The organism is Streptomyces atratus, from assembly GCF_014648655.1.
Classification (GTDB): domain Bacteria; phylum Actinomycetota; class Actinomycetes; order Streptomycetales; family Streptomycetaceae; genus Streptomyces; species Streptomyces atratus.
On the sequence record NZ_BMRN01000010.1, the window covers coordinates 1 to 24,504 of the forward strand.

Genomic DNA, 24,504 nt, shown 5'->3' on the forward strand with positions numbered 1-24,504 from the left:
GACCGCGGCGATGCCCGGTGTACAGCGTCGAGGCGTACGGGAAGCCCTTGGTCGTGGAGTACACGTCGTCGTAACGGGCGTACCAGAGAATCTCCGGCAGGTCCGTACGGTTCGTGGCGTTGGCCACGACGGCGGCGCTGGAGTTGCTGAAACCGTAGAAGCCGGACCAGTACCCCTTGGCCTTGACCGTCTTGTCGAACGACCGGATGTAGGCGAGCACCGTGTTCACACAGGAGGTGTTCTTCGGGTCGAAGTACTCCATGTCGAGGTAGACCGGGCTGCCCGGCTTCATGCCGAGGGCGGCCTCCTTCGCCACGGCGTCGTTGGCGTCGGTGACGGCCAGCGAGGTGGCATTGGCGGCGGTCATCTTCTCGGGGTTGGCGCTCGTCTGGCACGGCGGCTGCGCACCGACGTACAGCGGGACCAGCTTCCATCCGGTGGCGCTGACGGACTTCACCCAGGAAGCGGTGAGGTTGGGCTGGGCGCAGCCGCGGTTCTTCCCGCCGACGTACACGGCGGCACCGTGGTAGACGGAGGAGCTGTACCAGCCCTTCATGGTGGTCAGCGACGGTGCGGTGCAGGTGTCGAAGACATGCCCGGTGTAGATCTTCGGCGCGGGCCTGGAGACCGTGGTGGCGGTGGCGGCCTCGGCGGCGAACGCGCCACCGGCGAGAACGGCCACGCCTGCCACGGCCATGGAAACGCGGCGACGCTTCTTGGATATGCGGTGAGAAGGCACAGAGACCTCAACAGTGCTCGAAAGAAGTGAGAGGCCGACGGGGCAGGCGAGTCGTCAGCCGCCCCGGCGGCAGATCACGGTCTCATGCCGGAGTCGGCCTTCGCCCCTGGCTGCGGTCTCCGCGACAATCCATTGCGGAAGCTTGGCGTGTCCATTACCCGGCCTCGTCGCGACCGTCGCCGGCTCCGCCGTCCCGTCAGCCGCCGTGCACCTCCGCCTGGCGGTCGAGGCGGCGGCGCAGCTCCACCGGCAGCGGATGGTGCGGCCCGTACGCCCGCTCCGTGTCGTACAGCAGCCCCTGCAGCTGTACGCGCGCCGCCACATGGTCGCCGACCGCGAGCAGCAGGTGCCCGATGCGGTTGCGGATCTCGAAGGAGCGGGCCGGGTCGTTGCCCATGGCGTGGTGGTTCTCGTAGTACGGGAGAACGGCGCGGTACTCCGCGAGCGCGGCGGCCGGTTCGCCGAGCTGCTCCAGGCACTGGGCCGCGTCGTAGCGGAACTGGAGGGTCTGGACGTCGGACGGGCCGGCCTCCGCCGCGCGGTCGTCGGCGAGGCGGCGCAGTTCGGGCAGGGCGCGGCGGTACTGGCCGTCGTCCATCAGCGTCGCCGCGTACTGCTTGCGCAGGATGCGGACCACGGCGGAGTCCTCACCGTGCTGTTCGGCCGCGACCGGGAGGATGGAGCCGAGGATGTCCACGGCCTGGGTGATGCGGCCCTCGCCGAGCAGCTTCTTGACGTCGTCGACGGCGGCGGCGACATCGGGCCGGGCTGCGGCAGGGGCGGGCGGGGCCGGAGGCGGCGGGGTGGTCGTGCGGTCGGGCCACGGGGCGTGCGGGCGCAGGAAGGGGCGGGTCGGGTCGAGCGGTCCTGTCGGGAGCCCGGTGCCCCGGGTGGGGAGCAGCGGGGCGAGGTGTTCGTACACCTCCTGGGCGCCGGACGGGCGGTGCTGCGGGTCCTTGGCCAGCAGCCGCAGCACCAGCGCTTCGAGCGGTTCGGGGATGTCGGGCCGGATCCGGCGGACCGGGAGCGGTGGCTCGTAGAGGTGGCGGTGCAGCACACCGAGGGCGGTCGACCCCGCGAACGGCACATCGCCGCTGAGCAGTTCATGAAGGAGCACACCGAGTGCGTAAAGATCGGTGTACGGGCCGACAGCACCGCCCATCGCCTGCTCGGGAGCCATGTATGCCGGAGAGCCGATCGGCGAACCGGTGTGGGTGAGACGGGTGGTGTCGGTGTCCAGGACGGAGGCGACGCCCAGGTCGAGGACGGTGACGGTGCCGTCCGGACGCACCATCACATTGCGGGGCTTGAGGTCGCGGTGGACGATCGGCACCGCGTGCACGGCACAGAGGACGGCACAGAGCTGGGCGGCGACCGCCACGGACCACTGCCAGGGGTACGGGTCGTGCTCGGCGAGATGGTCGGCGAGGTCGGCGCCCTCCACGTACTGCATGACGAGGTACAGGTCGTCGCCGTCGCTGCCCGCGTCGTGGACGGTGACCAGGCCCGGGTGGTCGACCTGGGCGGTGACCCGGCACTCGCGGACGAAGCGGCGGCGCAGCTCGCCCGCGGCCTCGCTGCCGATGGGGCCGGTGACCCGGTCGGGGCGGAGCAGCTTCACCGCGACCCGGCGGTCCAGTCGCTGGTCGTAGGCCGTCCAGACCTGACCCATGCCGCCCTGGCCGAGGATGGTCGCCAGCTGGTACCGCCCGCCGATGAGGCGTCCGCTCACCGTCCCTCCTCCTTGCGGAGGTAGTCGCTCAACTCGTCGAGCTCGGCGCGGACCTGGTCGATGCGCTGAGGCTGGGGGTGCGGTTGGGGGTTCGGCTGGGAATGCGGCTGGGGGTGCGGTTGAGGGTGAGCCGAAGGGTGCGGCTGGGGCTGCTGGTACTGCTGCGGTGATACAACGGGCGGCTGCATCGGCTGCCTTGCCTGCATCGGCTGACGCAGCGGCGGCTGCTGTACGGGCATGGGCGTGGGGGCGGGCACACGCGTCGGCACCGTGGGCGCGTATCCGTACCCCGGCGCCGAGGGCGCGTAACCGCCCATGAGGTTGCGCTTCGTGAGCTGTTCGTAGTGACGGATGTCCCCGACCAGGTAGTAGGCGGAAGCGGCCGCCATCGCCAGCAACAGCAGCGGTATGAGGACGTTGTCGATGCCTGTGGGCTCGTCATTGCCGTCCCTGCCGAGGATCGGCAGGAGCACACAGACGAACACGAACCCGGCCCCGGTCAGCCACCAGTCGGACGTCCGGCGACGCACGATCGCGAGGCGGAGCAGCGGGCTCCACAGCAGCAGTCCGAGCGAGCACACCGAGAGCAGGACGAACAGCACACGCATCGAGACGATCCAGGCCCGGCTGGGAACCCGGCGCGGCGGCGTCGGCGGATGACCCGGGGCGTACATGGCTGCTCCTGGAGACCTGGTCGTGAACGTCCGCGCACACGCTCCGTGTACGCAGATCCGAGCGTAAAGGGCGACACCGACAACCGGCCCCGGGTTGTACGGAACCGTTGTGGTTCAGCTCACTTCGGCGCGACCGTGCCGTCCGTCAGTCCGTCGTACATCCCCTGGACCAGTTGTCCGCCGAGCCGGCCGGCCAGCCGGAGCGCGTCCTCGAACTCGGCCAGGGCACGGAACCGTTCCCCGTACCTCTGCTGCTCCGCGAGCGGTAGCCGGGGCAGTTGAAGGCGGCGGGCGTCCAGCCGGGTGGCGGTGGAGGCGTAACTGCTGGCCTGGCGGTTGTTGGCGGTGCCACGCAGGAAACCGGCGAGGAACCAGGGGTCGAGGGCGGTCGGATCAGGGCGCAGCAACTGGAGGTTGCGGCCCAGTGCGGCGCCCGCGGTGGCGTCGTCGACGACGCGGGCGACGGATCCGCCGCCGAGCACGGGAACGACGACATCGCCCGGTTCGACGAGGACCGGCTCCTCGGGGGGCCCGTCGACAGGGAGGCTCCCCGAAGGGGCGGTGGAGGCGAGGACGTCGTGTTCCGTGAGGACAGGGACCGGGCCGGTGCCGGAGCCGCCGGTGCGGAGCTGGAGTGCGCCGGCGCGGGCGAGTTCGCCGACGGTGGTGAGCGGCCAGTGGGCCGGGGCGGAGAGGGTCACGGCCGGAGGGGTGAGGGTGCCGGTGAGACCGAGCGTCTCGGTGAGCCGTTCCCGTACGCGGATCAGTTCGGCCGGTCCGCCCGCGGCCGCCGGGGGCGGCAGATGCCGGGCGGGGGCCAGGTCCACGTCGTCGTCGAGGAGTTCGATGACGGGGACGGCTCGGCTGACGCCCGGGCGGCCCCCGAGCGGGTGGCCGGGGTCGGTCCGGTCCGCCCGGCCGGACCCGCCCGTGCCTGCCCTCTCGTCCCCACCCTCGCCCCTGTCCTCGAACGACTGCCAGGCGTCGAGCACGGCGCTGTGCACCGCCTGCCAGTCGAGCCGGTCGCGTCCGCCTGACGGGGCAGCGGCCGCCGGGCCCGCCGAGGGGGATTCGGCGGGTTCGGCGGCGTCGACGAGCAGCAGTTCGGGCGAGGGATGCAGGCCACTGCCCGGCTTGCGCAGCACCCAGAGGTGGAGCGGGATGCCGTACGGGGGTGCGGCGCCGGCGGGGAGCGCGACGACGGCGCGCAGGGCGCCGCGGCGCAGCAGATCGGCGCGGATCCGGCGGCCGGAACGACGCGACGCGGCGGCCGGGGGCATCAGGAGTACGGCGGTACCGCCCTCGCGCAGATGGGCCAGGGCGTGCTGGACCCAGGCGAGTTCGGACTCGGTACGGGCCGGGAAGCCGTACTCCCAGCGCGGGTCGTAGGCGAGCTCGTCGTGACCCCAGTTGCGCTCGTTGAACGGCGGGTGGCACAGCACGGCATCGGCGGCAAGCCGCGGGAAGGCGTCGGCGCGCAGAGTGTCGCCGGTCCGTACCGCGAGGGCGCACCTGTCGTCGGGGTCGGCGAGCAGGGCGAGCCTCAGTGCGGTGAGCGCGGCAAGGTCGGGGTCGGTCTCCTGCGCGTACAGGGCGGTCGGGCGGCCGACGGCGCGCAGCAGGGCGCCGGTGCCCGCGGCGGGGTCGAGGACCGTGCGGACGGGCTGTTTCCCGGTCTCCACCAGGGCTGCCATCAGTTCGGCGAGTCCGGGCGGGGTGAGCGTGTACTGGCGCGGGTTGGCATCCAGTTGGCGGCCGAGCAGGAACTCGAAGGTCTGCCGGGCCCCGGTCTCGGCAGCGAGTTCCGCGACGCCGCGGAGCAGCGGAATGGACGGAAGCAGTTCCGCGCGGCTGGGGGTGTGAACCGCCCGTCCGGCTTCCGCGGCCGGCCCGAAGCAGGCGGCGAGCACGTCGTTGAGGGCGAGGGACAGCACACCGGCCATCCGCTCGTCCGACACGGCGGTGATCTCGGGCCAGACGGTGGGGCTCTTCCGCAGGAGCAGCAGGGCGCAGCCCGCGTGGACCAAGGCGGGGACCGCGCCGGCCGGGTGTCCTGCGAGTTGCTGCCAGACCCGTTCACGGAGTGGGACCTCGGCGAGTTTCCCCTGGTCGCGCAGCCACTGCTCAACCTCTGGCAGCGCAAAGGACGGGCTCGTCTCAGTGCCGCCGACGGGCTTGGGGAAGTCGGCATGGCGACGGCGCCAGTTGCTGACGGCGGCTCGCCCCACACCCGCGAGCCGGGCGATCCCGGCCGCGGTCACCTCTGTCGCGTTCTCCGGCACTGGCTGTCTCCCTGGTCCTGATCCTGGCGGTCCCGGCGGTCCTGGCGGCCCTGGCGCTCGTCCCCGTACTTGTTTGTCAGCGAGCATACCGAGCGCGTTCACGCGAAATCGATTCACAGCGTGCATCAACCCATTCTGCGTGAATCGTGTTGACTCGGTTCACAAGCTCTGCTCTTATTGACCCGTCGCTACACGAGAGCGACGCACGGAACCGCTCACCACCCAACTCTGCATTTGCCGGAGGGCACAGCCATGTCCCAGTTCACGCAGCCGCCGCAGTCCCCGCAGCCCCAGCAGCCGTACGCCCCCGCCCAGACGCCGGGCGTGCACCCGGCCCGAAACGGACTGGGCATCGCCGCTCTCGTCCTGGGTGTCATCGGCGCCGTCTCGGGCCTGATCCCGTTCCTGTTCTGGCTGGCGGGCATCCTCGGCATCATCGCCCTGATCCTGGGCCTGGCCGGCCGGGGCCGGGCCAAGCGCGGCGAGGCCACCAACAAGGGCATGACGACCTTCGGCGCCGTCCTCGGTCTGATCTCGCTGATCCTCGCGGTGGTGGGCGCGGTAATCACGTTCAAGGCCGTGGACGATGCGGTGAACGACCTCAACAAAACGGTGTCGGACACCGCAGCCTCCGCGAAGCCGAAGCCCGGCAGCGACTCCGCGAAGGACAGGGACGCGGCGCCGAAGAAGAAGGACACGGGCAAGGCGCTGGAGGCCGGTGACTCGGCCGTGTACGACGACGATCTGACGGTCACGGTCGGCGACGCCACCTCGTACACCCCGGACGCGTACGCCGCCGGGCACACCAAGGGCAACAAGGCCTACCGGGTCGCCGTCGCCATCGAGAACGCGGGCAAGGAGAAGTTCGACTCCGCACTCGTCAACGTCACGGCCCGCGCCGGCCAGGACGGTGTGGACGCCGAGCAGATCTTCGACGGCAAGGTCGGCGAGGGCTTCAGCGGCACGGTCCTGCCGGGCAAGAAGGTCACGGTCCAGTTCGCCTTCGACACCCCTGCGGACGCCAAGAACCTGACCGTCGAGGTCAACCCCGGGTTTACGTACGACGCCACCCAGTGGGACCTGAAGCTCTGACCTTCCCCCTCGACCGGAGCCGACCACCATGCGCCCACTCGCCCGCACCGCGGCAGCCGCTCTCTGTACCGTGACAGCGCTCGGCCCCACAGCGGCCTGTGACACGTTCTTCGACGATGCCCGAAGCGCCGCTCCCTATGCGCGGCTGACCGGCCCCGAGATCGTCAACAAGGCCCTCGCGGCGACCCGGGGCGCCAAGTCGGTACGTATGACGGTGGAGACGACCTCCCCCGAGGGCCCGGTCGAGGCGTTCGTCGCCACGGACGTCAGGGGCGAGTGCACGGTCACGCTGTCCATGGGCGTGGCGGGCACGATGGAGCTGGTGCGGACGGGCGGCACGGTCTACACCCTGTCCGACGCCGCGATGCTGCGCTCGGCCCCCGCCTCGCAGGCCAGGAAGCTCACGGGCCGCTGGGTGAAGCCGGCCACCGGCGACCGGCACGCGAAGCTGGCCGAGCGCTACTGCGACCGGAAGGAGTTCCTCGACCTCCTCGCGTCGAAGAGCGGAACGGCCCGCAAGGGGAAGCCGGCGACGCTCGACTCCGTACCCACCCTGACCGTCACCGGCAGGACGGACGACGGGACATGGACGGCGAGCATCGCCACAGAGGGCAAGCCCTACCTCCTGAGGACACGCCTGACGGACGGCGCACGCGGCAACGGCCGCCCCCTCACCGTCGAGTTCTCCGAGTTCGACAAGCCGTTCACGGCGAAGAAGCCGAAGATCTCACCCGCCTGACCCGCCCGACACCAAGGAACCCGCCCTCACCCGGGCGGGTTCCGTCTGCGCGTTCACACCCGGTGCCGCACCCACACATTGGGCTCCACGTACACCGCGTAACCCCGCTGCACCGAACAGCGCACCGGAGTCAGCGCACCCGGCACCTCCACATCGCCCGCCTCGTCGAACGGCAGCCCGGTCCACTTCCGCCACTGTTCGAGTGACCCGGTCACCCGCATCGACTCCGCCGCGATTCCCACGATCTCGCCGCCCGCCCGCACATGGACGCGCAACCAGGGGTCGTGCGGCAGCCCGTCTTCCCGGGTCCGGTACGCGTACTCCTCGATCGGTGCCCGCATCTCCAGGTGTTTGGCGTTCGGCCGTACCGGCGCGACAACCTCACCGAATCCGAGCCGCCCGGCGTTCTCCCGCATCGCGGTGAGCATCCGGCCGGAGATCCCCCGCCCCCGGCGGTCCCCGGCCACGGCGATCTCGATCGCGCTGACCGTGTCCGGCACCCGCCCGTCCCGCAGATCCGCGAAGGCCCACAGCAACACCTGGTCCCAACCGGCGTCGGGCAGCTCCCCGCGCGGAACATCCACCGCCGTCAGTGCGAACGGCACGCTGAACCCCCGTGCGACGACCGTGCCGTCCGGCTCCGTCGCCACGAGCGAGTACTCCGGCAGCTCGGCGGCGATCCGCCCGAAGTACTGCCGCCCAACAGGGTCGTGCTGTATGAACTCCGGCCAGGCATCAGGCATCAGGAGTGCCGCGTCGGCAAGCTCGGGCCGCCGGGCGAGTGTGGTTATGGTCAGGTCCATCCCGTACACACTAATGCGGTGACGGCAGGGGCGGCCGGATCCGTCCGGCACCGTCAGAGGCTGGGACGCGACCGGGGACCCTGGGCTCCACGACACACGATCACCCGCCGCACTGCTCCAGCATGGTCCGCTTGTCCGCGGTCGTCACCGGCAGTTCGTACTTCAGGGACACCTGCGCGAACCGCACCGCGTACGAGCAGCGGACCGGCTTGTACGGCGGCAGCCAGGAGGCGGGGCCCGAGTCCCGCTTGGCGTTGTTGGCCGGGCCGTCGACCGGGATGAGGTTGAGCGGGTCGTTGGCGATCTGCTGCCGCTTGGCCTCGTTCCAGCGTGCGGCGCCCATCTGCCAGTCGTACGAGAGAGGCATGACGTGGTCGATCTGCACCTTGGCGGCCTGCTGCTTGCGCCAGTCGATCGTCGAGCCGGTGTACGGGTCCTTGAGGGTCATCGACACGACCACACAGTCCGAACCGGACCGGAACTTCACGTCCTTGCCGTCCCTGGCGAGGAGGTCGTTACGGGTGTCGCAGCCGTTCCTCGCGAGCGGTATCCCGTCGACCGAGTCCTTCCACGCGTAGCCGAACTTGTCGCGCGCGTACCCGGTCTTCGGCCCCCGCCCCTTCGTCGCCACCTTCTCGATGATCTTCCGCCCGGCCGCCCTGTCCGCCTCGGAGGTGAGCGGTGCGAGCCCCGGCTTCATACCGTCGGCGTTGTCGAGCGGACTGGCACCGAATCCGGTGACGGTCTGTCCGCCACCCTCCCCCTCGGAGGACGAGGGCTCGGGGTCGCAGCCGGCCAGGGACAGCACAGCCGCCACGCTGAGGGCGGGCAGCATCACTCGGTACGCACGGGGAGATATCACTCGAAGCCGTCCTGACGGGGAGAAAGCCGAACCAGGGAATCGTACGGATGTCTTCCCCGCTGACGGACATTCATGAGCGCGCGCCCGGCCGGATGCGGCCGGAATCACACCGTCCGACCCCGCCGGCCGGTCGGCCGCATCGGCAGTCTCCCCAACAGGTCGCGGGAACGCGGCGGTCCCGGCCGGCTCCGAACCGGCGAACCGCTGGAGGTTCGCGACAGCGGGCCGGGGCAGCCGGTGTTCCGGCGCCCCGACCACGATGCCTGCTCGGGGCGCGGGTTACACCTCGTGAACGAACTCGCCGACGGCTTCGGAGTCGATGACCACATCGTCGGCAAGACCGTGTGGCTCGTGTTCAAGACGCCCGTCGCCGCCCTCACCCCGTAAAGGGGCCTGGCCCCGCCGGACATCCGACGGGGCCGATCCGCGCAACGTTCCAGGAACTACGACCCCAGGATCGTAGTGAGGAACTCCCCCGTCCACGCCAGCAGTTCGCGGCCGACGACCGGCTTGCCGCCGATCCTGCCGGTGGTGGGGCGGGGTACCAGGATCTGGTGGACGGCCGGCTTGATGATCGTCTTCGGGTAGAGGCGCTTCAGGCGGAGCTCCTGCGATTCGCGCAGCTCGACCGGGGCGAACCGGATGTTCGAGCCCTGGAGCACGATCTCGCCGACGCCGCAGGCGCGGGCCAGCATGCGCAGGCCGGCGACCAGGAGGAGGTTCTCGACCGGCTCGGGGAGCTTGCCGTAGCGGTCGGTGAGTTCCTCGCGGACCGCCCTGATGTCGTCCTCCGTGTTGGCGGAGGCGATGGCGCGGTACGCCTGGAGGCGCAGCCGCTCTCCGGGGGCGTAGTCGTGGGGAACATGTGCGTCGACCGGGAGCTCGATCTTGACCTCCAGGGGAGGCTCCTCCTCCACGCCGCCTTCGAGGGAGGCCCGGTAGTCGGCGACCGCCTCGCCCACCATGCGTACGTACAGGTCGAAGCCGACGCCCGCGATGTGGCCGGACTGCTCGCCGCCCAGGAGGTTTCCGGCGCCGCGGATCTCCAGGTCCTTCATCGCCACGTACATGCCCGCGCCCATCTCGGTGTGCTGGGCGATCGTGGCCAGGCGCTCGTGGGCCGTCTCGGTGAGCGGCTTCTCCGGGGGGTAGAGGAAGTACGCGTAGCCGCGTTCGCGGCCCCGGCCGACGCGGCCGCGCAGCTGGTGGAGCTGGGAGAGGCCGAAGTTGTCGCCGCGCTCCACGATCAGGGTGTTGGCGTTGGAGATGTCGATGCCGGACTCGACGATCGTCGTGGAGACCAGGACGTCGAACTTCTTCTCCCAGAAGTCCACCACCACCTGTTCCAGGGCCTGTTCGGACATCTGACCGTGGGCGGTCGCGATCCTCGCCTCGGGGACGATCTCGCGCAGGCGCGCGGCGGCGCGGTCGATCGACTCGACGCGGTTGTGGATGTAGAACGCCTGGCCCTCGCGGAGCAGTTCACGGCGGATCGCCGCGCCGATCTGCTTCTCCTCGTACGGGCCGACGAAGGTGAGGACCGGGTGGCGCTCCTCGGGGGGCGTGGTGATCGTCGACATCTCGCGGATGCCCGTCACGGCCATTTCGAGCGTACGGGGGATGGGTGTCGCGGACATGGTGAGGACGTCCACGTTGGCGCGGAGCTTCTTCAGCTGCTCCTTGTGCTCGACGCCGAAGCGCTGCTCCTCGTCGACGATGACCAGGCCCAGGTCCTTGAACCTCGTCTCGTTGGAGAAGAGGCGGTGGGTACCGATGACCAGGTCGACGGAGCCCTCACGGAGTCCTTCCAGGGTCGACTTGGACTCGGACTCGGACTGGAAGCGGCTCAGCGCCCGTACGCTGACCGGGAATTGGGAGTAGCGCTCGGTGAACGTTCCGTAGTGCTGCTGGACCAGGAGGGTCGTGGGCACGAGGACGGCGACCTGCTTGCCGTCCTGGACCGCCTTGAAGGCCGCCCGTACCGCGATCTCCGTCTTGCCGTAGCCGACGTCGCCGCAGATCAGCCGGTCCATCGGGACGGACTTCTCCATGTCCTCCTTGACCTCGGCGATGGTGGTGAGCTGGTCGGGCGTCTCCGCGTACGGGAAGGCGTCCTCCAGTTCGCGCTGCCACGGGGTGTCGGGGCCGAAGACATGGCCGGGGGCCGCCATCCGGGCCGAGTACAGCTTGATCAGGTCGGCGGCGATCTCCTTGACGGCCTTCTTGGCGCGCGCCTTGGTCTTCGTCCAGTCGGCGCCGCCGAGCCGGTGCAGGGTGGGCGCCTCGCCGCCGACGTACTTGGTGACCTGTTCCAGCTGGTCGGTCGGGATGTAGAGGCGGTCGCCGGGCTGGCCGCGCTTGGCGGGGGCGTACTCGACGAGGAGGTACTCGCGGGTGGCGCCCTGCACGGTGCGCTGCACCATCTCGATGTAGCGGCCCACGCCGTGCTGTTCGTGGACGATGTAGTCGCCGGTCTCCAGCGTCAGCGGGTCGATCGTCTTGCGGCGGCGGGCCGGCATCCGGCCCAGGTCCTTGGTGGCGGTGCGCTGGCCGGTCAGATCCGTCTCGGTGAGGACGGCGAGTTTGAGCGCCGGGTCGACGAAGCCCTGGTCGATCGCGCCGCAGGAGACGTGGACCAGCGACGGGGAGATCTCCGCCAGGTCGGGGTCCAGGCGGGCCGCGATGCCCTCGCCGCTCAGCACCTCGACGGTACGGGAGGCGAGCCCCTGGCCCTCGGTGACGTACACCGTGCGCCAGCCGTCGGCGATCCAGCCCTTGGTGTCGGCGAGCGCGCGGGCGGTGTCGCCGCGGTACGACTCCGGGGCGTGCATCGTGAGCTTGAGGGTGTCCTCGTCGAGCTCGTCGTCCGCGGCGAACGGGGAGACCGACCACCACATCATCTCCAGCTCGCGGGCCCGGTCACGGACGTCCGCGATGCCCCGCAGGGAGGCCGCGCCGACATCGATCGGGGCCTCGCCTCCGCCCGCGGTGGCCGCCCAGGACGCCTGGAGGAACTCCTGGCTGGTGGCGACCAGGTCCGCCGCCCTGGTGCGGACCCGCTCCGGGTCGCAGACCAGCGCCATCGAGCCCTTGGGCAGCACGTCGAGCAGCAGCTCCATGTCGTCGACGAGAACCGGGGCGAGGGACTCCATGCCCTCCACCGCGATCCCCTCGGCGATCTTGCCGAGCAGTTCGCCCAGCTCCGGGTGGAGTTCGGCGAGGGCGGCGGCCCGCTCCCGCACCTCGTCGGTGAGCAGCAACTCGCGGCAGGGCGGTGCCCACAGCCCGTGCTGGGCGATCTCCAGCGACCGCTGGTCGGCGATCTTGAAGTAGCGGATCTCCTCGACGTCGTCGCCCCAGAACTCCACTCGAAGGGGGTGCTCCTCGGTCGGCGGGAAGACGTCCAGGATGCCGCCGCGCACGGCGAACTCGCCGCGCTTCTCGACCAGTTCGACCCTGGAGTACGCGGCTGCCGCGAGCGCGTCGACCGTCTTGCCGAGGTCGGCGCTCTGTCCGATGCGCAGCGCTACGGGTTCCAGGTCGCCGAGCCCCTTGACCTGCGGCTGGAGCACGGAGCGGACCGGCGCGACGACGACCTTGACCGGGCCGGTCTCCGGGTCGTCCGCCCTCGGGTGCGCCAGGCGGCGCAGCACGGCGAGGCGGCGGCCCACGGTGTCGGAGCGGGGCGAGAGCCGCTCGTGCGGCAGGGTCTCCCAGGACGGGAACTCGGCGATCGTGTCCGGCGGCAGCAGGGTGCGCAGCGCGGCCGCCAGGTCCTCGGCCTCCCGGCCGGTCGCGGTGACGGCGAGCACGGTCCGCCCGGCCTCACGGGCCAGCGCGGCCACGGCGAAGGGGCGGGCAGCGGGCGGACCGACAAGGTCGACGTGCATCCGGTGGCCGTCGGTGGCGGCCTTCACCGCTTCGGAGAGTGCCGGGTCACGTACGACGACATCCAGCAGGCCGTGCAGGCTCATGAAGGGCTTCCGTCCGGGTAACGAGGGCGAGGTCTGACAGCCGGCTGCTGCCAGGGGGCAACGCGAAGGGCAACACGAAGGACCCGACACGTCTCACGGGCCGGGGGTTCCAGCGTACGACTCCGCTGTGACAGCCGCGCCCGCAATCCGGCTCCGCGGGTCGGATCCGGCCCGGTCCGTGCGCCGGGCACGCGCCGGGACGGCGGCCCTGCCCCGCGCGCCCACGGTCCGCGCCCCGGGCCGTACGGACACGGATCCGGCCCCGGAGTGTTTGGAGGAACACCCCGGGGCCGGATCCGTCATCCTACGTCGGTCGTCACCCTCGCTAATCCGTGGCGATCGCGTTCAGGACGTTCATCCTGCCCGCCCGGAACGCCGGGACCAGGGCCGCGAACAGGCCGACGAAGGCCGAGGCGACGAAAACCGTGAGGATCGTCGGCCACGGGATCTCCAGGACACCGAGACCCTCCAGTGCCAGCAGCTTCTGGGCCGCTGTGCCCCAGCCCATGCCGAGGCCGAGGCCGAGCAGGGCACCGAAGACCGCGATGACCACGGACTCCAGGCGGATCATCCGGCGCAGCTGGCGGCGGGAGAGGCCGATGGCACGCATCAGGCCGATCTCACGGGTCCGCTCGACCACCGACAGGGCCAGGGTGTTCACCACACCGAGCACCGCGACGATGATCGCGAGCGCCAACAGGCCGTAGACGATGTTCAGCAGCTGGCCGATCTGGTCCTTCAGCTGCTGCTTGAAGTCGGCCTGGTTCTTCACCTCGTACTGCGGGTACTTGACGAGAGCGTCCTTGAGGGCGGCGTACGCCTCCTTCTCCTTGCCGTCCTCGGCCTTCGCGAACATCATCATGTTCTCCGGCAGGCTGTCGGCGGGGACGTACTGCGCGGCGGTCGCGATGTTGATGTACATCGCGCCCTTGTCGATGTTCACGTCGTCCGAGGTGATCGCGGCAAGCCTCAGCTTCGCGGTCTCGCCGCCCTTGAACGCGACGGTGAGCCGGTCGCCGACCTTGAGGTGGTGCTTGGTGGCGTACGTGTCGCCGACGGACATGGCGTCCTTGTCGTACGCGTCGGCCAGCTTCCCGGCGACCGTCTCGCGCCGGACATCCTCCTGGTAGGTGGGATCGACTGCGGCCAGGGCCTTGTTCTCGGTGGTGCCGTCGGGGGCCGTGAGCCCGGCGCCGACGACCTTGTAGCCGGTGAGGTGTTCGATGTCCGGCACGGACTCCAGGGACTTCACCGCCTGGTCCACGAGGAGCGTCGGGTTGCCGCCGGCCGGCTCGACGATGAAGTCGGCGCCGACCGACTTGTCGAGTTCCTCGGTGGCCGAGGCGACCATGGAGGAACCGACGACGGAGAGGCAGGCCACCAGGGCCAGGCCGATCATCAGGGCGGCGCCGGTCGCTCCGGTGCGGCGCGGGTTGCGCAGGGCGTTGCGCTCCGCGAGCCGTCCGACGGGGCCGAACATCCGCAGCATGAGCGCGCTCAGCACCCGGACCACGAAGCCGGCCAGCAGCGGGCCGATCACGATGAAGCCGATCAGGGTGAGGACCACGCCCACACCGAGGAAGAGCGAACCCTCGCTCGACTTGTCGGCCCGGGTCGCGGCGAGGAGCGCGGCGCCACCGGCGAGGGTGAGGACCAGCCCGATCGCGGCCCGGACCCGGCCCGCGCGGCCGTCCGCCGGGGTTCCGGCGTCGCGCAGGGCGGCCATCGGTGAGATCTTCCCGGCCCGGCGGGCCGGGATGTACGCGGCGACGACCGTGACGACGATGCCGAGCGCGAGGCCGACCACCGGGGTCGTCCAGGCGACCGTGAGGTCCTTGGTGGACAGGTCCATGCCCATGGCACCCATGAGCTTCATCAGGCCCACGGCGAGGCCGACACCGGCGCCGACGCCGAGGACGGAGCCGACGATGCCGAGGAACAGCGCCTCGATCAGCACGGACCGGTTGACCTGCTTGCGGCTGGAGCCGATGGCCCGCATCAGGCCGATCTCGCGGGTGCGCTGGGCGACCAGCATCGAGAAGGTGTTGACGATCAGGAAGATGCCGACGAGGAAGGCGATCCCGGCGAAGCCGAGCATCGCGTACTTCATGACGTCGAGGAAGGAGCCCATCGAGTCCTTGTTGGCGTCCGCGGCCTCCTTCTGCGTCTGGAGCTTGTACGCGGAGGTGTCGCCGAGCGCCGTGGCGACGTTCCGCTTCAACTGTGCGTCGGTGACGCCGGATTCGGCGGTGACGGAGATGAGGCTGAAGACGTCGGGCCTGCCGAGCAGCTTCGTCTGCGCGGTGACGGTGTCGAAGTAGACGATCGCCGCACCGGGGTTGGTGACCTTGAAGGTGGCGATGCCGCTGATCTTCGCGTTGATGTCGCCGGTGGCGGCGATGGTGCGCAGCTCGTCACCGATCTTCAGGTCGTGCTTGTCGGCGGTGTCGGCGTCGACCATCACCTCGGTCGGGCCGCGCGGTGCGTGGCCGGAGGTGATCTCCATCGAACGCAGTTCGTTCTTCGTCCAGTTGCCCGCGATCGTCGGGGCGCCCGTCGTCGAGCCCATGTTCTTGTTGTGGCTGTCGACGACGGTGACGGACATGCTGTTGACCGCGCCCTCGGCGTCCTTCACACCGGTGGCCTTGCCGACCTGCTCGACGGCGGAGGCGGGCAGCGTCACGGGCTTGCCGTTCCCCGGGAGCCGGTCGTTGTCCTCGGGACTTCTGGGGCTGACGGTGACATCGGCCGACGTCGCGGCGAAGAGTTTGTCGAACGTGGTGTTCATGGTGTCGGTGAAGACGAGCGTGCCGCACACGAACGCCACCGACAGCAGGACCGCGACGGCGGAGAGCGCCATTCGTCCCTTGTGCGCGAAGAAGTTGCGCCTCGATGTCTTCCAGACGGTCATGACGTCCGCCCGCGCGAGTCGAAGTCCTTCATGCGGTCGAGGACCTGGTCGGCCGTCGGGCTCAGCATCTCGTCGACGATGCGTCCGTCGGCCAGGTACAGCACCCGGTCCGCGTAGGAGGCGGCGACGGGGTCGTGGGTGACCATGACGATGGTCTGGCCCAGCTCGTCGACCGACCTGCGCAGGAAGCTCAGCACCTCGGCACCGGCCCGCGAGTCCAGGTTCCCGGTGGGCTCGTCACCGAAGATGATCTCCGGCCGGGCGGCGAGCGCCCTGGCCACCGCGACGCGCTGCTGCTGGCCGCCGGAGAGCTCGGTGGGCCGGTGCTTCAGCCGCTCGGCGAGACCGACCGTCTCCACGACCTGCCGCAGCCAGGCCGCGTCGGGCTTGCGGCCCGCGATGTCCATCGGCAGCGTGATGTTCTCCAGGGCGTTCAGCGTCGGGAGCAGGTTGAACGCCTGGAAGATGAAGCCGATCCGGTCCCGGCGGAGCTGGGTGAGCTTCTTGTCCTTGAGCCCGGTGATCTCGGTCTCGTCGAGATGGATCTGACCCGAGGTCACGGTGTCCAGGCCGGCCAGGCAGTGCATCAGGGTCGACTTGCCGGAGCCGGACGGTCCCATGATCGCCGTGAACTGCCCGCGGGCGATGTCCACATCGACATGGTCGAGCGCGACGACCCGGGTCTCCCCCGCCCCGTACGCCTTGACGACCTGTCGCGCTCGCGCAGCGACGGCCGTACGCCCTCCAGTGCCCCCGTGCCTGGGAATGGTTACAGCCGTTGTCACGGTTTTTCTCCTATGTCGGTCAGCTGTTGGTCAGCATTTTTCGGTCAACGTTCGGGATGTCGCGGGTGTACCTGTGAAGTCTGGTGTTCCGAGGGGGGCCGGCGCCCTGGTGCACAGCGCAGTCTTCGGGTGGGGTTTCCCCCACCCCGCCCCCTGCGGTCAGCCGCATTCGCGGTGGGAATCAGCCGCTTTCCGCGGTGTAGGAACACGTTAAGGAACGGGCCCCCGCCGTCACGTCCTCCGCCGGGAGGAACCACCCCTGGGCAAAACTGAGGAGCGCCCCCTAGGGGTCTCGGCCCCCGGGTGGGGACCCGTCTCAGGGACTGGACCCATGGGTGCACGCGCCGGGGTCCGCAGAGGTCTTCGGACACATCCCCCGACAGCGGCACTCTCCCCGCCGGGATCCACGGGTGAGACAGTGTCCCGAGAAAATACGTGCAGAGGGAAGGAATCTTGGTGAGCAGCGCGGGCGGCAATACCGAAGCGGCGTCCGGGCCCGGGGTCGGCCCGGCCCCCTCCCCCGCGGCGCCGCGCGGACGCGGCCCGGTGGTTGCCGCCCTGATGCTCGGCATGGCCCTGGCGGCCATCGACGGCACCATCGTCTCGACCGCCGTTCCGCAGATCGTCGGCGACCTCGGCGGCTTCTCCGTCTTCTCGTGGCTGTTCTCCGGCTATCTGCTGGCCGTGACGGTATCCCTGCCGGTGTACGGGAAGCTCTCCGACACCTTCGGCCGCAAGCCGGTCCTGATCGCCGGCATCGTCCTGTTCCTGTTCGGTTCGGTGCTCTGCGCCGCCGCCTGGAACATGGCCGCGCTGATCGCCTTCCGGGTCGTCCAGGGCCTGGGCGGCGGCGCCCTGCAAGGCACCGTGCAGACCATCGCCGCGGACCTGTATCCGCTCAAGGAACGCCCGAAGATCCAGGCCAAGCTGTCGACCGTATGGGCCACGTCGGCGGTCGCGGGGCCGGTGATCGGCGGGCTGTTCGCGGTGTACGCCGACTGGCGCTGGATCTTCCTGATCAACCTGCCGGTCGGGGCCCTCGCGCTCTGGCTCGTCGTACGCCACCTCCACGAGCCGGCCCGCACCCGCCGGGCGGCCGGCGCGCCCCGCCCCCGCATCGACTGGGCGGGCGCCCTCGCCGTCTTCGCCACCGGCACCCTGCTGCTGACCGCGCTCGTCCAGGGCGGGGTCGCCTGGCCCTGGTTCTCCGCCCCGTCCCTCGGGCTGCTGGCCGGCAGCGTCGTGCTCGGCGCGCTGACCGTCGTCATCGAGCGGCGGGCCGCCGAGCCGGTCATTCCCGGCTGGGTCTGGCGACGGCGGACCATCGCCTCGGTCAATCTGGCGCTGGGGGCGATGGGGCTGCTGATGGTCGCCCCCACGGTCTTCCTGCCGACGTACGCCCAGTCGGTGCTGGGTCTCGGCCCGATCGCCGCCGGTTTCGTGCTGTCCGTGATGACCCTGAGCTGGCCGGTGTCGGCGGCCTTCTCCAACCGCGTCTACAACCGCATCGGCTTCCGCCGCACCGCGATCATCGGCATGAGCTGCGCCCTGCTGATACTGCTCGCCTTCCCGCTGCTGCCGTATCCGGGCGAGCCCTGGCAGCCCGCCCTGATCATGCTGCTGCTCGGTGCGGCGCTCGGGCTGTTCCAGCTGCCGCTGATCGTCGGGGTCCAGTCGACGGTCGGCTGGGCCGAGCGCGGCACGACGACCGCCTCCGTACTCTTCTGCCGCCAGGTCGGCCAGAGCGTCGGCGCCGCGCTCTTCGGGGCCGTCGCCAACGGGATCCTCGCCTCCCGGCTGGCCGCCGCCCCGGTCCCCGGGCTGCCGGGCGACCTGGACGCGATCTCGCACGCCCTGGACGACCCGGGCAGGCTCTCGGCCGCGGCGACGGACCATCTGCGGCGGGCCGTCGACGCCGCCGTCGACCACGTCTACCTGGGTGCCGCCGGGGCTGCGGCGCTCGCCCTGCTGGTGCTGGTCTTCGTGGCCCCGCGCCGTTTCCCGGTGCTGACCGAGGAGCCCGGGAACGACGCCCCGGCGCCGTAGACGTCCGCATCGCGCTGCGGGACAAAGGGGCCCCATTCGGCAAGACCTCATGCAACTGAGCCATTACTGTGGGTAGTTCCGGCCAACCCCTCCCCAACTGCCGTACCCGCGAGTAATGTTCGCGCTTCCGACAGCACAGCCGCACTCCTGCCTTGCCGTCCAACCCAGGACCCGAGCCACGCAAGGAGCAGCACCCAGATGTCGTACGGAAGTCCGCCCCCGTCCCCGTACTCCTCCTGGCCCGGACGGCTGCCGAAGCCGTCCCGGCGGCATCAGCCCCCGCCTCCGCATGACCCCGAACACCTGCCGCCCTGGCAGAGTTCAAAGCCCTCACCGCCCCCGGAACGGCCGAGCGCTCCCACCACCCCCGTGCCCGCCCCGGGCCGTCACGGCGATCTGCGCCGGCTGCGCACCGCGTACCGGCTGCTGCGGCGCATCACGACCCTGACCGCACTCGGCTACTTCGGCGTCTTCCTGCTGCTCTCCGGATTCGCCAAGGACCTGATGGACCGTCCCCTGTTCGGCGGTCTCAACATCGGCCTGGCGCTGGGGCTCTGTCAGCTCCCCGTGACACTGCTCGCCGTCGTCATGTACGAGCGGACCGCCCGGAGCACGGTCGATCCGCTCGCCGCACGGCTCCGAAGAACAGGAGCGGCCCAGTGAACGGATTCGAGAATTCCGCACAGTCGATGTCCCTGGTGGCCTTCCTCGCCGTGGCCACCGTGGCCCTGCTGCTCTGTGTGATGACCGGTCCGGACCGCGACGACCTCGACGAGTTCTACGCCGGCCCCCGCTCGCTCTCGCCCCTGCGCAGCGGCCTCGCACTCGCGGGCGACTATCTCTCCGCGGCCACGGTTCTCGGCACCACCGGCATCATCGCCCTCACCGGCTACGACGGGATGATCCTCGCCCTGAGCATCACCCTCTCGCTCGTCCTGCTGATGTTCCTGCTGGCCGAACCGCTGCGCAACGCGGGCGGGTTCACCATGGGCGACCTGCTCGTGCGCCGCGCCCCCGGCCGCGCGGTCCGTATCACCGCCTGCGCGGCCACCATCGCCGCGCTCGTTCCGATGATGGTCGTCCAGCTCGCGAGCAGCGGCGATCTGCTCTCCTTCATCCTGGGGTTCGACAGCTCCGGATTCCGCACCGGCGCCATCATCGGGCTCGGCATCCTGATGATCGGTTACGCGGCGATCGGTGGCATGAAGGGCACCGCGCTGATCCAGATCGTGAAGACCGTGGTCCTCTTCGTCGCCGCGTTCACCATCTCCGTACTGATCATGAACCGCTTCGACTGGGACACCAGCGCCCTGCTCTCGGCCGCCCGGGCAGGCAGCGGCGAGGGGGCCGCGTATCTGCGCTCGGGGCTCCAGTTCGACGGCAGCGGACTCGACATGGTCAGCTCCGAACTGACCGTGGTGCTCGGCGCCGCCTGTCTGCCACACGTCACCATGCACATGACGATCGCCCGCTCCACGCAGGCCGTCCGCCGCTCGCTGTCCTGGGCGGTCGCCGTGGTCGCCGGGATCTGTCTCCTGCTCGTCGTGATCGGTTTCGGTGCGGGGGCGCTCGTCGGCCACGACCGCATCACCGCCGCCGGGGCGTCCGGAAACAGTTCGATCCTCCAGATCAGCGGTGTGGTGGCGGGCGGTGGCCGGCTGGGCGCGCTGGTCGTCACGACGATGACGACGGCGATCTTCCTGACTTTGCTCGCCTCGGTCGCCGGAATGATCCTGGCCTGCGCGAACTCCCTCGCGCACGATCTCTTCGCGCACGGTCTGCACGGGGTGCGCGACCCGGACAGGAAGCCGCTGCCGGGCCTGTCCGAAATGCGTACGGCACAGGCCGCGGCAGTCGTCGTCGGGCTGCTCGCCACCACACTCGCCGTCGTGGCCAGGCACTGGAACGTACAGGCGCTGGCGACGCTCTCGTTCTGTGTCGGTGCGTCGGCGCTGGCCCCGGCGCTCGTCTACAGCATGTTCTGGCGACGCTTCACCCGTACCGGACTGCTCAGCACCCTGATCGTCGGCACCGTCACCGTCATGGTGCTGATCACCGGCACCAATCTCGTCTCGGGCTCACCGTCCTCGGTCTTCCCCGAGTACGACTTCAACTGGTTCCCGTTCACCACGACCGGGCTCGTCTCCATCCCGGCCGGTTTCCTGGCGGGATGGCTGGGAACGGTGCTCGAGCGGCGCACGGCAGCCGAAGAACGCCGACAGTACGAGGCCGAGGAACCACGAATCCTGGCGGGCGCACCGCAGAAAACGGCGGCCCGCCCCTGAAGAACCTCCGTGTCCGAGGGCGAAGGCCCCGGCGGTCGGTCTCAGTCCTCCGCCGGGGTCACCCGCCCGGTGAGCGCCGCGAGTGAGTTCCGCACGTGCGCCATGTGCGCCTGGACCTCCTCGCGGCCCTCCTCGTGCTCCCGCAGGATCCGCTCCGTCTCCCGGACCACCCGCTCCTCACGGACCCTGGCCGCCGCGATCAGCTCAGCACCCTGCGCCTCGGCGTCCTCCTGGCCGTGCCGTGCGGCCTCCTCGGTCCGAGCCAGCGCCCGCCGCGCCTCGGCCAGTCGGACCTCCGCCTGCTCGGTCAGCTCGTCGTGGTGCGCGGCCTGCGCGGCCTCGGCCTCCGCCACCTCACGTTCGGCCGTCTTCCACCGCTCGGAGTGCTCCTGTTCCTGATGCGCGAGGACGCTCGCGGTACGGCGACGCGTCTCGGCCATCGCGGACTCCGCCTGCTCCCGCACCTCCGCGGCCTCCTTGCGGGCCTCGGCGACGGCCTCCTCGGCGGTTCCCCCGGCCGCGATCAGCATGTTGTCGGCGTACTTCTCGGCCGCTGCCCGCATCGCCTCACAGTCCGCGCGCGCCGACTCGCGGAGCCTGCGGCCCGCCTCGTCCGCCGCGTCCCGCAGCGCCTGCGCCTCCTCCTGGGCGGCGCCCCGTACGTCCCGGGCCTCGCTCTCGGCGAGCGCCAGGATCTGCCGGGCGCGCTCACCGAGCGATTCGTAGGTCTGCGGGGCGAGACCGGCGACGACCTCGTTCAGCCGGACCGCCTCGGCCGAGAGCTGCTCCACCTGCACGGTCAGCCGCGACACCTGCTCCCGTGCCACGTCCCGCTCCGCCGACAACTCGGCCATGGTGCGGTCCACCTGCTCAGGACGGTAACCACGTCCGCGTACGCCGACGAAGCCGAGCGCGGACACCGGTGCAGAACTCATCCTTGAAGCCTCTTTCCGACTCTCCGAACCACCAGCAATACGTCAAGGATGCGGCAATTGACACAGAAGTCGGAATCGTTTCACTGCTTTCCGGACGGAAGCGACGGGCATCACAGGCGGTACAGAGCGCGGCGCCCGGCCCCCATCTCGGGGGAGCCGGGCGCCGTCCGCGGAAGCCTGCCGGGTCAGATCAGCCCGTCCCACATCTGTTCGAGGAGTACCGACCACCAGCTCTCCGGCGACGCCAGCGCCGCCGCGTCCAGCGCGACCAGCTGGGCCTGGAAGTCGACCGTCCAGCGGCCCGCCTGCTCCGGGTTGAGCCCGAAGCGCAGCCGCCACATCCGGCCGAGCAGCGCCATCGAGCGCTGGAACTCCGGCAGCCCGGTATTCACGAACTGCGGCGCCACGGACTGACTGTGCCCGCCCGCGGGGGAACCCGCCTCGACCGGCACCGCCACGATGTTCGCGGTGCCGTACTGGACGCAGATCGCCCGCCCGAAGTCGGACCCCATGACGAGGTACGACCCCGCGTCCGGGGCGGCCTGCACCTGCCGCTGCGCGGCCAGCTCGGCCAGCGTCGGCACCACCGGCTGGCCCGGCTGCGCCCAGAAGAACGGCCCGAAGTCGGCGGGCAGCCCCGCCCACACCAGCGTCCGTGCCACGGCCTCGGGCACTCCCTGACGGGACACCGCGCGCTGGTCGAAGCGGAGGATGCCCTGCGGACCGAAGGCCTGCACCATCTCCTGGGCGATGGCCTCCGGCGGCACCGGCGGCGCGGGCGGCATCTGCGGCAACGGAGCCCGAACCGGCGCGGGACGAGCCGGCCCGTCCGCGACCTGGTGCAGCTCACCCTGATGGGTGAGCAGATGCTGCATGCCCTGCTGGCGGCTGGCGTGATCGGTGCCGTACGGGGCGACGCTGGTGATCCGCACCTGCGGCCAGGTCTCACGGATCATCCGCGCGCAGTAGCCGCCGGGCAGCTCGCACGACTCCAGCTCGGTGTGCAGCTCGATGACCTGCTGCGGAGGCACGTTCATGGCCCGCAGCTCGTGCAGCATCTGCCACTCGGGGTGCGGAGTGCCGGGCGCCGAGCGGCGGATCAGCTGCTGTTCGCTGCCGTCGGGCGCGCGGTAGCGCAGCACGGCCTGGTAACCGGGGCCGACGGTCGGCTGACCGGTCGGCGCCTGCGGATATCCGTACGCCGGGGGCGGCGGGGTGTGCGGATTCGGCGGTACGGGACCGGGGGCGCCACCCTGCGGCATTCCCGGCGGACCGGGCGGACCGGGAGGCTGCGGCGCGGACGGCCCGACCTGGCCGGGGCCCGCGAGCATCGTCGCGGCGTGGTGCACACCGCCACCCGGCGGAGGCGTCGAACCAGGAGGAGCGGGAGGCGCCGGGGGCCCGGGCGGGCCGGGCGGCTGCGGGGCTCCAGGCACCCCGGGCGGACCCGGAGGCTGCGGCGCACCCGGACCACCCATGCTCGGGTCCGCCAGCATCGTCGCCGCATGATGCACACCGCCACCCGGCGGAGGCGTCGAACCAGGAGGAGCGGGAGGCGCCGGGGGCCCGGGCGGGCCGGGCGGCTGCGGCGCTCCAGGCACCCCGGGCGGACCCTGCTGGGGGACGAGCTGCGTCGGCAGGTACCCGCCCGCCGGAGCGCCGGGCGCACCCGGTCCCGAGGGCGGTGGCACGGGCGCACCCGGCCTGGCGCCCGGGGTGCCGGGGGCACCGGGCGGCGGCGGGGTCGTCGAACCGCCTCCGCGCGCACCGCGCGGCGGCACGACGGCCTTGCTGGTGGCCGCATCCGCGATGTCACCGGCGCCGGGGCCGGGAACGCTCGGGGCACTCGGCGCATTCGGGGCAGGTGTTCCGGGTGCGGGTGTGCCGACCCCCTGCTGGTCCAGGCCGGGGGCGATCGCCGTCGGGGGCAGCCGGCTGCCACCGGACATCAGGGCGGTCGGCGCATCGGCCGGTACGACCGGCGGCGGGGTGCCGTCGTCGTCGGAGCCCGAGAGCGGCGGTGCGAACACCGTGGCCGGCAGGGGCACCGCACCGTCGTCGGAGCCCGCGTTGGTGTCGGTCCCGGCCCAGGGGGTCGACCCGACGGGCACGTTCGGCGGGGATACCGGAACGCCGTCGTTGGCGGTGGGCTCGTACGCGACCGGCCCGCCCGGCGAACCCTGAGCAGCCGCGGGCGCGGGAGCAGCAGGGGCGATGGGGGGCGGAGGGGCCGAAGGAGCCCCGTCCCCGCCCCGGTCCGCCCGACGGTCCGGTATGCCCAGCTTGTCGGCCGCCTCCTGGAGCCACTCCGGGGGGCTCAACAGGAAGGATGTCTGGTTCAGATCGATACGCTGCGGCGGCTCCGGAGCAGCCGGTGCCGCATCCTGTGCGCCGTACTCCTCCTCGTACCGCCGGATCACCTCGCCCACCGGCAGCCCCGGCCACAGGGTGGCCTCACCACTGTCCCTGGCAATCACCAGCCGCTGCCGGCCGCCGTCCGAGACGGGACCCTCGGCACGGTCCTCGCCCCACGCCACGAAGCCCAGTTCGAACTCCCGTACCCGCACCTCGCGGTGCTGGTACGCGGGCACATCGCCGTTGATCCACTCGTCCGCGCGCTCCTGCGCCTGCGCAAAGGTCACCAT

Annotated in this window: 16 protein-coding genes; 5 read left to right on the top strand and 11 right to left on the bottom strand. The window is 71.1% G+C overall.

The annotated features are described in order from the left end of the window. The 4 genes from IEZ15_RS18545 to IEZ15_RS18560 all read right to left on the bottom strand — a co-directional run. Positions 1 to 697 (bottom strand): glycoside hydrolase domain-containing protein (locus IEZ15_RS18545; protein ID WP_229845962.1); only part of this gene is annotated, 697 nt, incomplete at its 3' end. A 238-nt stretch (positions 698 to 935) separates the two neighbouring features. Then, complete coding sequence (locus IEZ15_RS18550; RefSeq protein ID WP_189278193.1) at positions 936 to 2,471, bottom strand: serine/threonine-protein kinase; 1,536 nt, start codon at positions 2,469 to 2,471, stop codon at positions 936 to 938. Next, a complete protein-coding gene (locus IEZ15_RS18555; RefSeq protein WP_189278195.1) occupies positions 2,468 to 3,145 on the bottom strand; it encodes a hypothetical protein in 678 nt (225 codons plus the stop codon). The genes IEZ15_RS18550 and IEZ15_RS18555 overlap by 4 nt, the downstream gene beginning before the upstream one ends. A 119-nt stretch (positions 3,146 to 3,264) precedes the next feature. Next, positions 3,265 to 5,427 (bottom strand): N-6 DNA methylase, encoded by a 2,163-nt coding sequence (locus IEZ15_RS18560; protein WP_189278197.1) that lies wholly within the window; start codon positions 5,425 to 5,427, stop codon positions 3,265 to 3,267. Positions 5,428 to 5,679: 252 nt separating this feature from the next. On the opposite strand from IEZ15_RS18560, the gene IEZ15_RS18565 reads away from it, so the two are divergent. Together IEZ15_RS18565 and IEZ15_RS18570 are read left to right on the top strand one after the other, a co-directional pair. Next, positions 5,680 to 6,519, top strand: coding sequence for a DUF4190 domain-containing protein (locus tag IEZ15_RS18565; RefSeq protein WP_189278198.1), 840 nt, complete (start codon positions 5,680 to 5,682; stop codon positions 6,517 to 6,519). 28 nt (positions 6,520 to 6,547) lie between these two features. Beyond that, the gene (locus tag IEZ15_RS18570) at positions 6,548 to 7,258 is read left to right on the top strand and encodes a LolA-like protein (protein ID WP_189278200.1); all 711 of its coding nucleotides are present in this window, start codon (positions 6,548 to 6,550) and stop codon (positions 7,256 to 7,258) included. 53 nt (positions 7,259 to 7,311) lie between these two features. On the opposite strand, the gene IEZ15_RS18575 is transcribed toward IEZ15_RS18570, so the two are convergent. From IEZ15_RS18575 to IEZ15_RS18595, 5 genes are all read right to left on the bottom strand, one after another. Beyond that, the gene (locus IEZ15_RS18575; protein ID WP_189278203.1) at positions 7,312 to 8,061 is read right to left on the bottom strand and encodes an N-acetyltransferase; all 750 of its coding nucleotides are present in this window, start codon (positions 8,059 to 8,061) and stop codon (positions 7,312 to 7,314) included. Between the two features lie 100 nt (positions 8,062 to 8,161). Next, on the bottom strand, positions 8,162 to 8,896 hold the full coding sequence (locus IEZ15_RS18580) for an HNH endonuclease family protein (protein WP_189278519.1): 735 nt from the start codon (positions 8,894 to 8,896) through the stop codon (positions 8,162 to 8,164). A gap of 470 nt (positions 8,897 to 9,366) precedes the next feature. Continuing rightward, on the bottom strand, positions 9,367 to 12,897 hold the full coding sequence (gene mfd, locus IEZ15_RS18585; RefSeq protein ID WP_189278205.1) for a transcription-repair coupling factor: 3,531 nt from the start codon (positions 12,895 to 12,897) through the stop codon (positions 9,367 to 9,369). 325 nt (positions 12,898 to 13,222) lie between these two features. After that, complete coding sequence (locus IEZ15_RS18590) at positions 13,223 to 15,808, bottom strand: ABC transporter permease (RefSeq protein WP_189278207.1); 2,586 nt, start codon at positions 15,806 to 15,808, stop codon at positions 13,223 to 13,225. After that, on the bottom strand, positions 15,805 to 16,593 hold the full coding sequence (locus IEZ15_RS18595; RefSeq protein WP_114244937.1) for an ABC transporter ATP-binding protein: 789 nt from the start codon (positions 16,591 to 16,593) through the stop codon (positions 15,805 to 15,807). The genes IEZ15_RS18590 and IEZ15_RS18595 overlap by 4 nt, the downstream gene beginning before the upstream one ends. 456 nt (positions 16,594 to 17,049) lie before the next feature. On the opposite strand from IEZ15_RS18595, the gene IEZ15_RS18600 reads away from it, so the two are divergent. The 3 genes from IEZ15_RS18600 (at position 17,050) to IEZ15_RS18610 (ending at position 20,924) form a co-directional block, all read left to right on the top strand. Continuing rightward, positions 17,050 to 18,639 (top strand): MFS transporter, encoded by a 1,590-nt coding sequence (locus tag IEZ15_RS18600; RefSeq protein WP_506354321.1) that lies wholly within the window; start codon positions 17,050 to 17,052, stop codon positions 18,637 to 18,639. Positions 18,640 to 18,837: 198 nt separating this feature from the next. Then, a complete protein-coding gene (locus IEZ15_RS18605; RefSeq protein WP_114244938.1) occupies positions 18,838 to 19,302 on the top strand; it encodes a DUF485 domain-containing protein in 465 nt (154 codons plus the stop codon). Positions 19,303 to 19,328: 26 nt separating this feature from the next. Next, complete coding sequence (locus tag IEZ15_RS18610) at positions 19,329 to 20,924, top strand: sodium/solute symporter (protein ID WP_189278522.1); 1,596 nt, start codon at positions 19,329 to 19,331, stop codon at positions 20,922 to 20,924. Positions 20,925 to 20,965: 41 nt separating this feature from the next. On the opposite strand, the gene IEZ15_RS18615 is transcribed toward IEZ15_RS18610, so the two are convergent. Continuing rightward, positions 20,966 to 21,859 (bottom strand): coiled-coil domain-containing protein, encoded by an 894-nt coding sequence (locus IEZ15_RS18615; protein ID WP_189278209.1) that lies wholly within the window; start codon positions 21,857 to 21,859, stop codon positions 20,966 to 20,968. Between the two features lie 185 nt (positions 21,860 to 22,044). Continuing rightward, on the bottom strand, positions 22,045 to 24,504 hold the full coding sequence (locus tag IEZ15_RS18620; RefSeq protein ID WP_189278211.1) for an SUKH-4 family immunity protein: 2,460 nt from the start codon (positions 24,502 to 24,504) through the stop codon (positions 22,045 to 22,047).

What these genes read in the sequence shown, in the direction of transcription:
- IEZ15_RS18555 (WP_189278195.1), bottom strand. Translation starts at nt 3,145, where the DNA reads ATGTACGCCCCGGGTCATCCGCCGACGCCGCCGCGCCGGGTTCCCAGC.
- IEZ15_RS18565 (WP_189278198.1), top strand. Translation starts at nt 5,680, where the DNA reads ATGTCCCAGTTCACGCAGCCGCCGCAGTCCCCGCAGCCCCAGCAGCCG.
- IEZ15_RS18570 (WP_189278200.1), top strand. Translation starts at nt 6,548, where the DNA reads ATGCGCCCACTCGCCCGCACCGCGGCAGCCGCTCTCTGTACCGTGACA.
- IEZ15_RS18575 (WP_189278203.1), bottom strand. Translation starts at nt 8,061, where the DNA reads ATGGACCTGACCATAACCACACTCGCCCGGCGGCCCGAGCTTGCCGAC.
- IEZ15_RS18580 (WP_189278519.1), bottom strand. Translation starts at nt 8,896, where the DNA reads ATGCTGCCCGCCCTCAGCGTGGCGGCTGTGCTGTCCCTGGCCGGCTGC.
- mfd (WP_189278205.1), bottom strand. Translation starts at nt 12,897, where the DNA reads ATGAGCCTGCACGGCCTGCTGGATGTCGTCGTACGTGACCCGGCACTC.
- IEZ15_RS18590 (WP_189278207.1), bottom strand. Translation starts at nt 15,808, where the DNA reads ATGACCGTCTGGAAGACATCGAGGCGCAACTTCTTCGCGCACAAGGGA.
- IEZ15_RS18605 (WP_114244938.1), top strand. Translation starts at nt 18,838, where the DNA reads ATGTCGTACGGAAGTCCGCCCCCGTCCCCGTACTCCTCCTGGCCCGGA.
- IEZ15_RS18610 (WP_189278522.1), top strand. Translation starts at nt 19,329, where the DNA reads ATGTCCCTGGTGGCCTTCCTCGCCGTGGCCACCGTGGCCCTGCTGCTC.
- IEZ15_RS18615 (WP_189278209.1), bottom strand. Translation starts at nt 21,859, where the DNA reads ATGAGTTCTGCACCGGTGTCCGCGCTCGGCTTCGTCGGCGTACGCGGA.
- IEZ15_RS18620 (WP_189278211.1), bottom strand. Translation starts at nt 24,504, where the DNA reads ATGGTGACCTTTGCGCAGGCGCAGGAGCGCGCGGACGAGTGGATCAAC.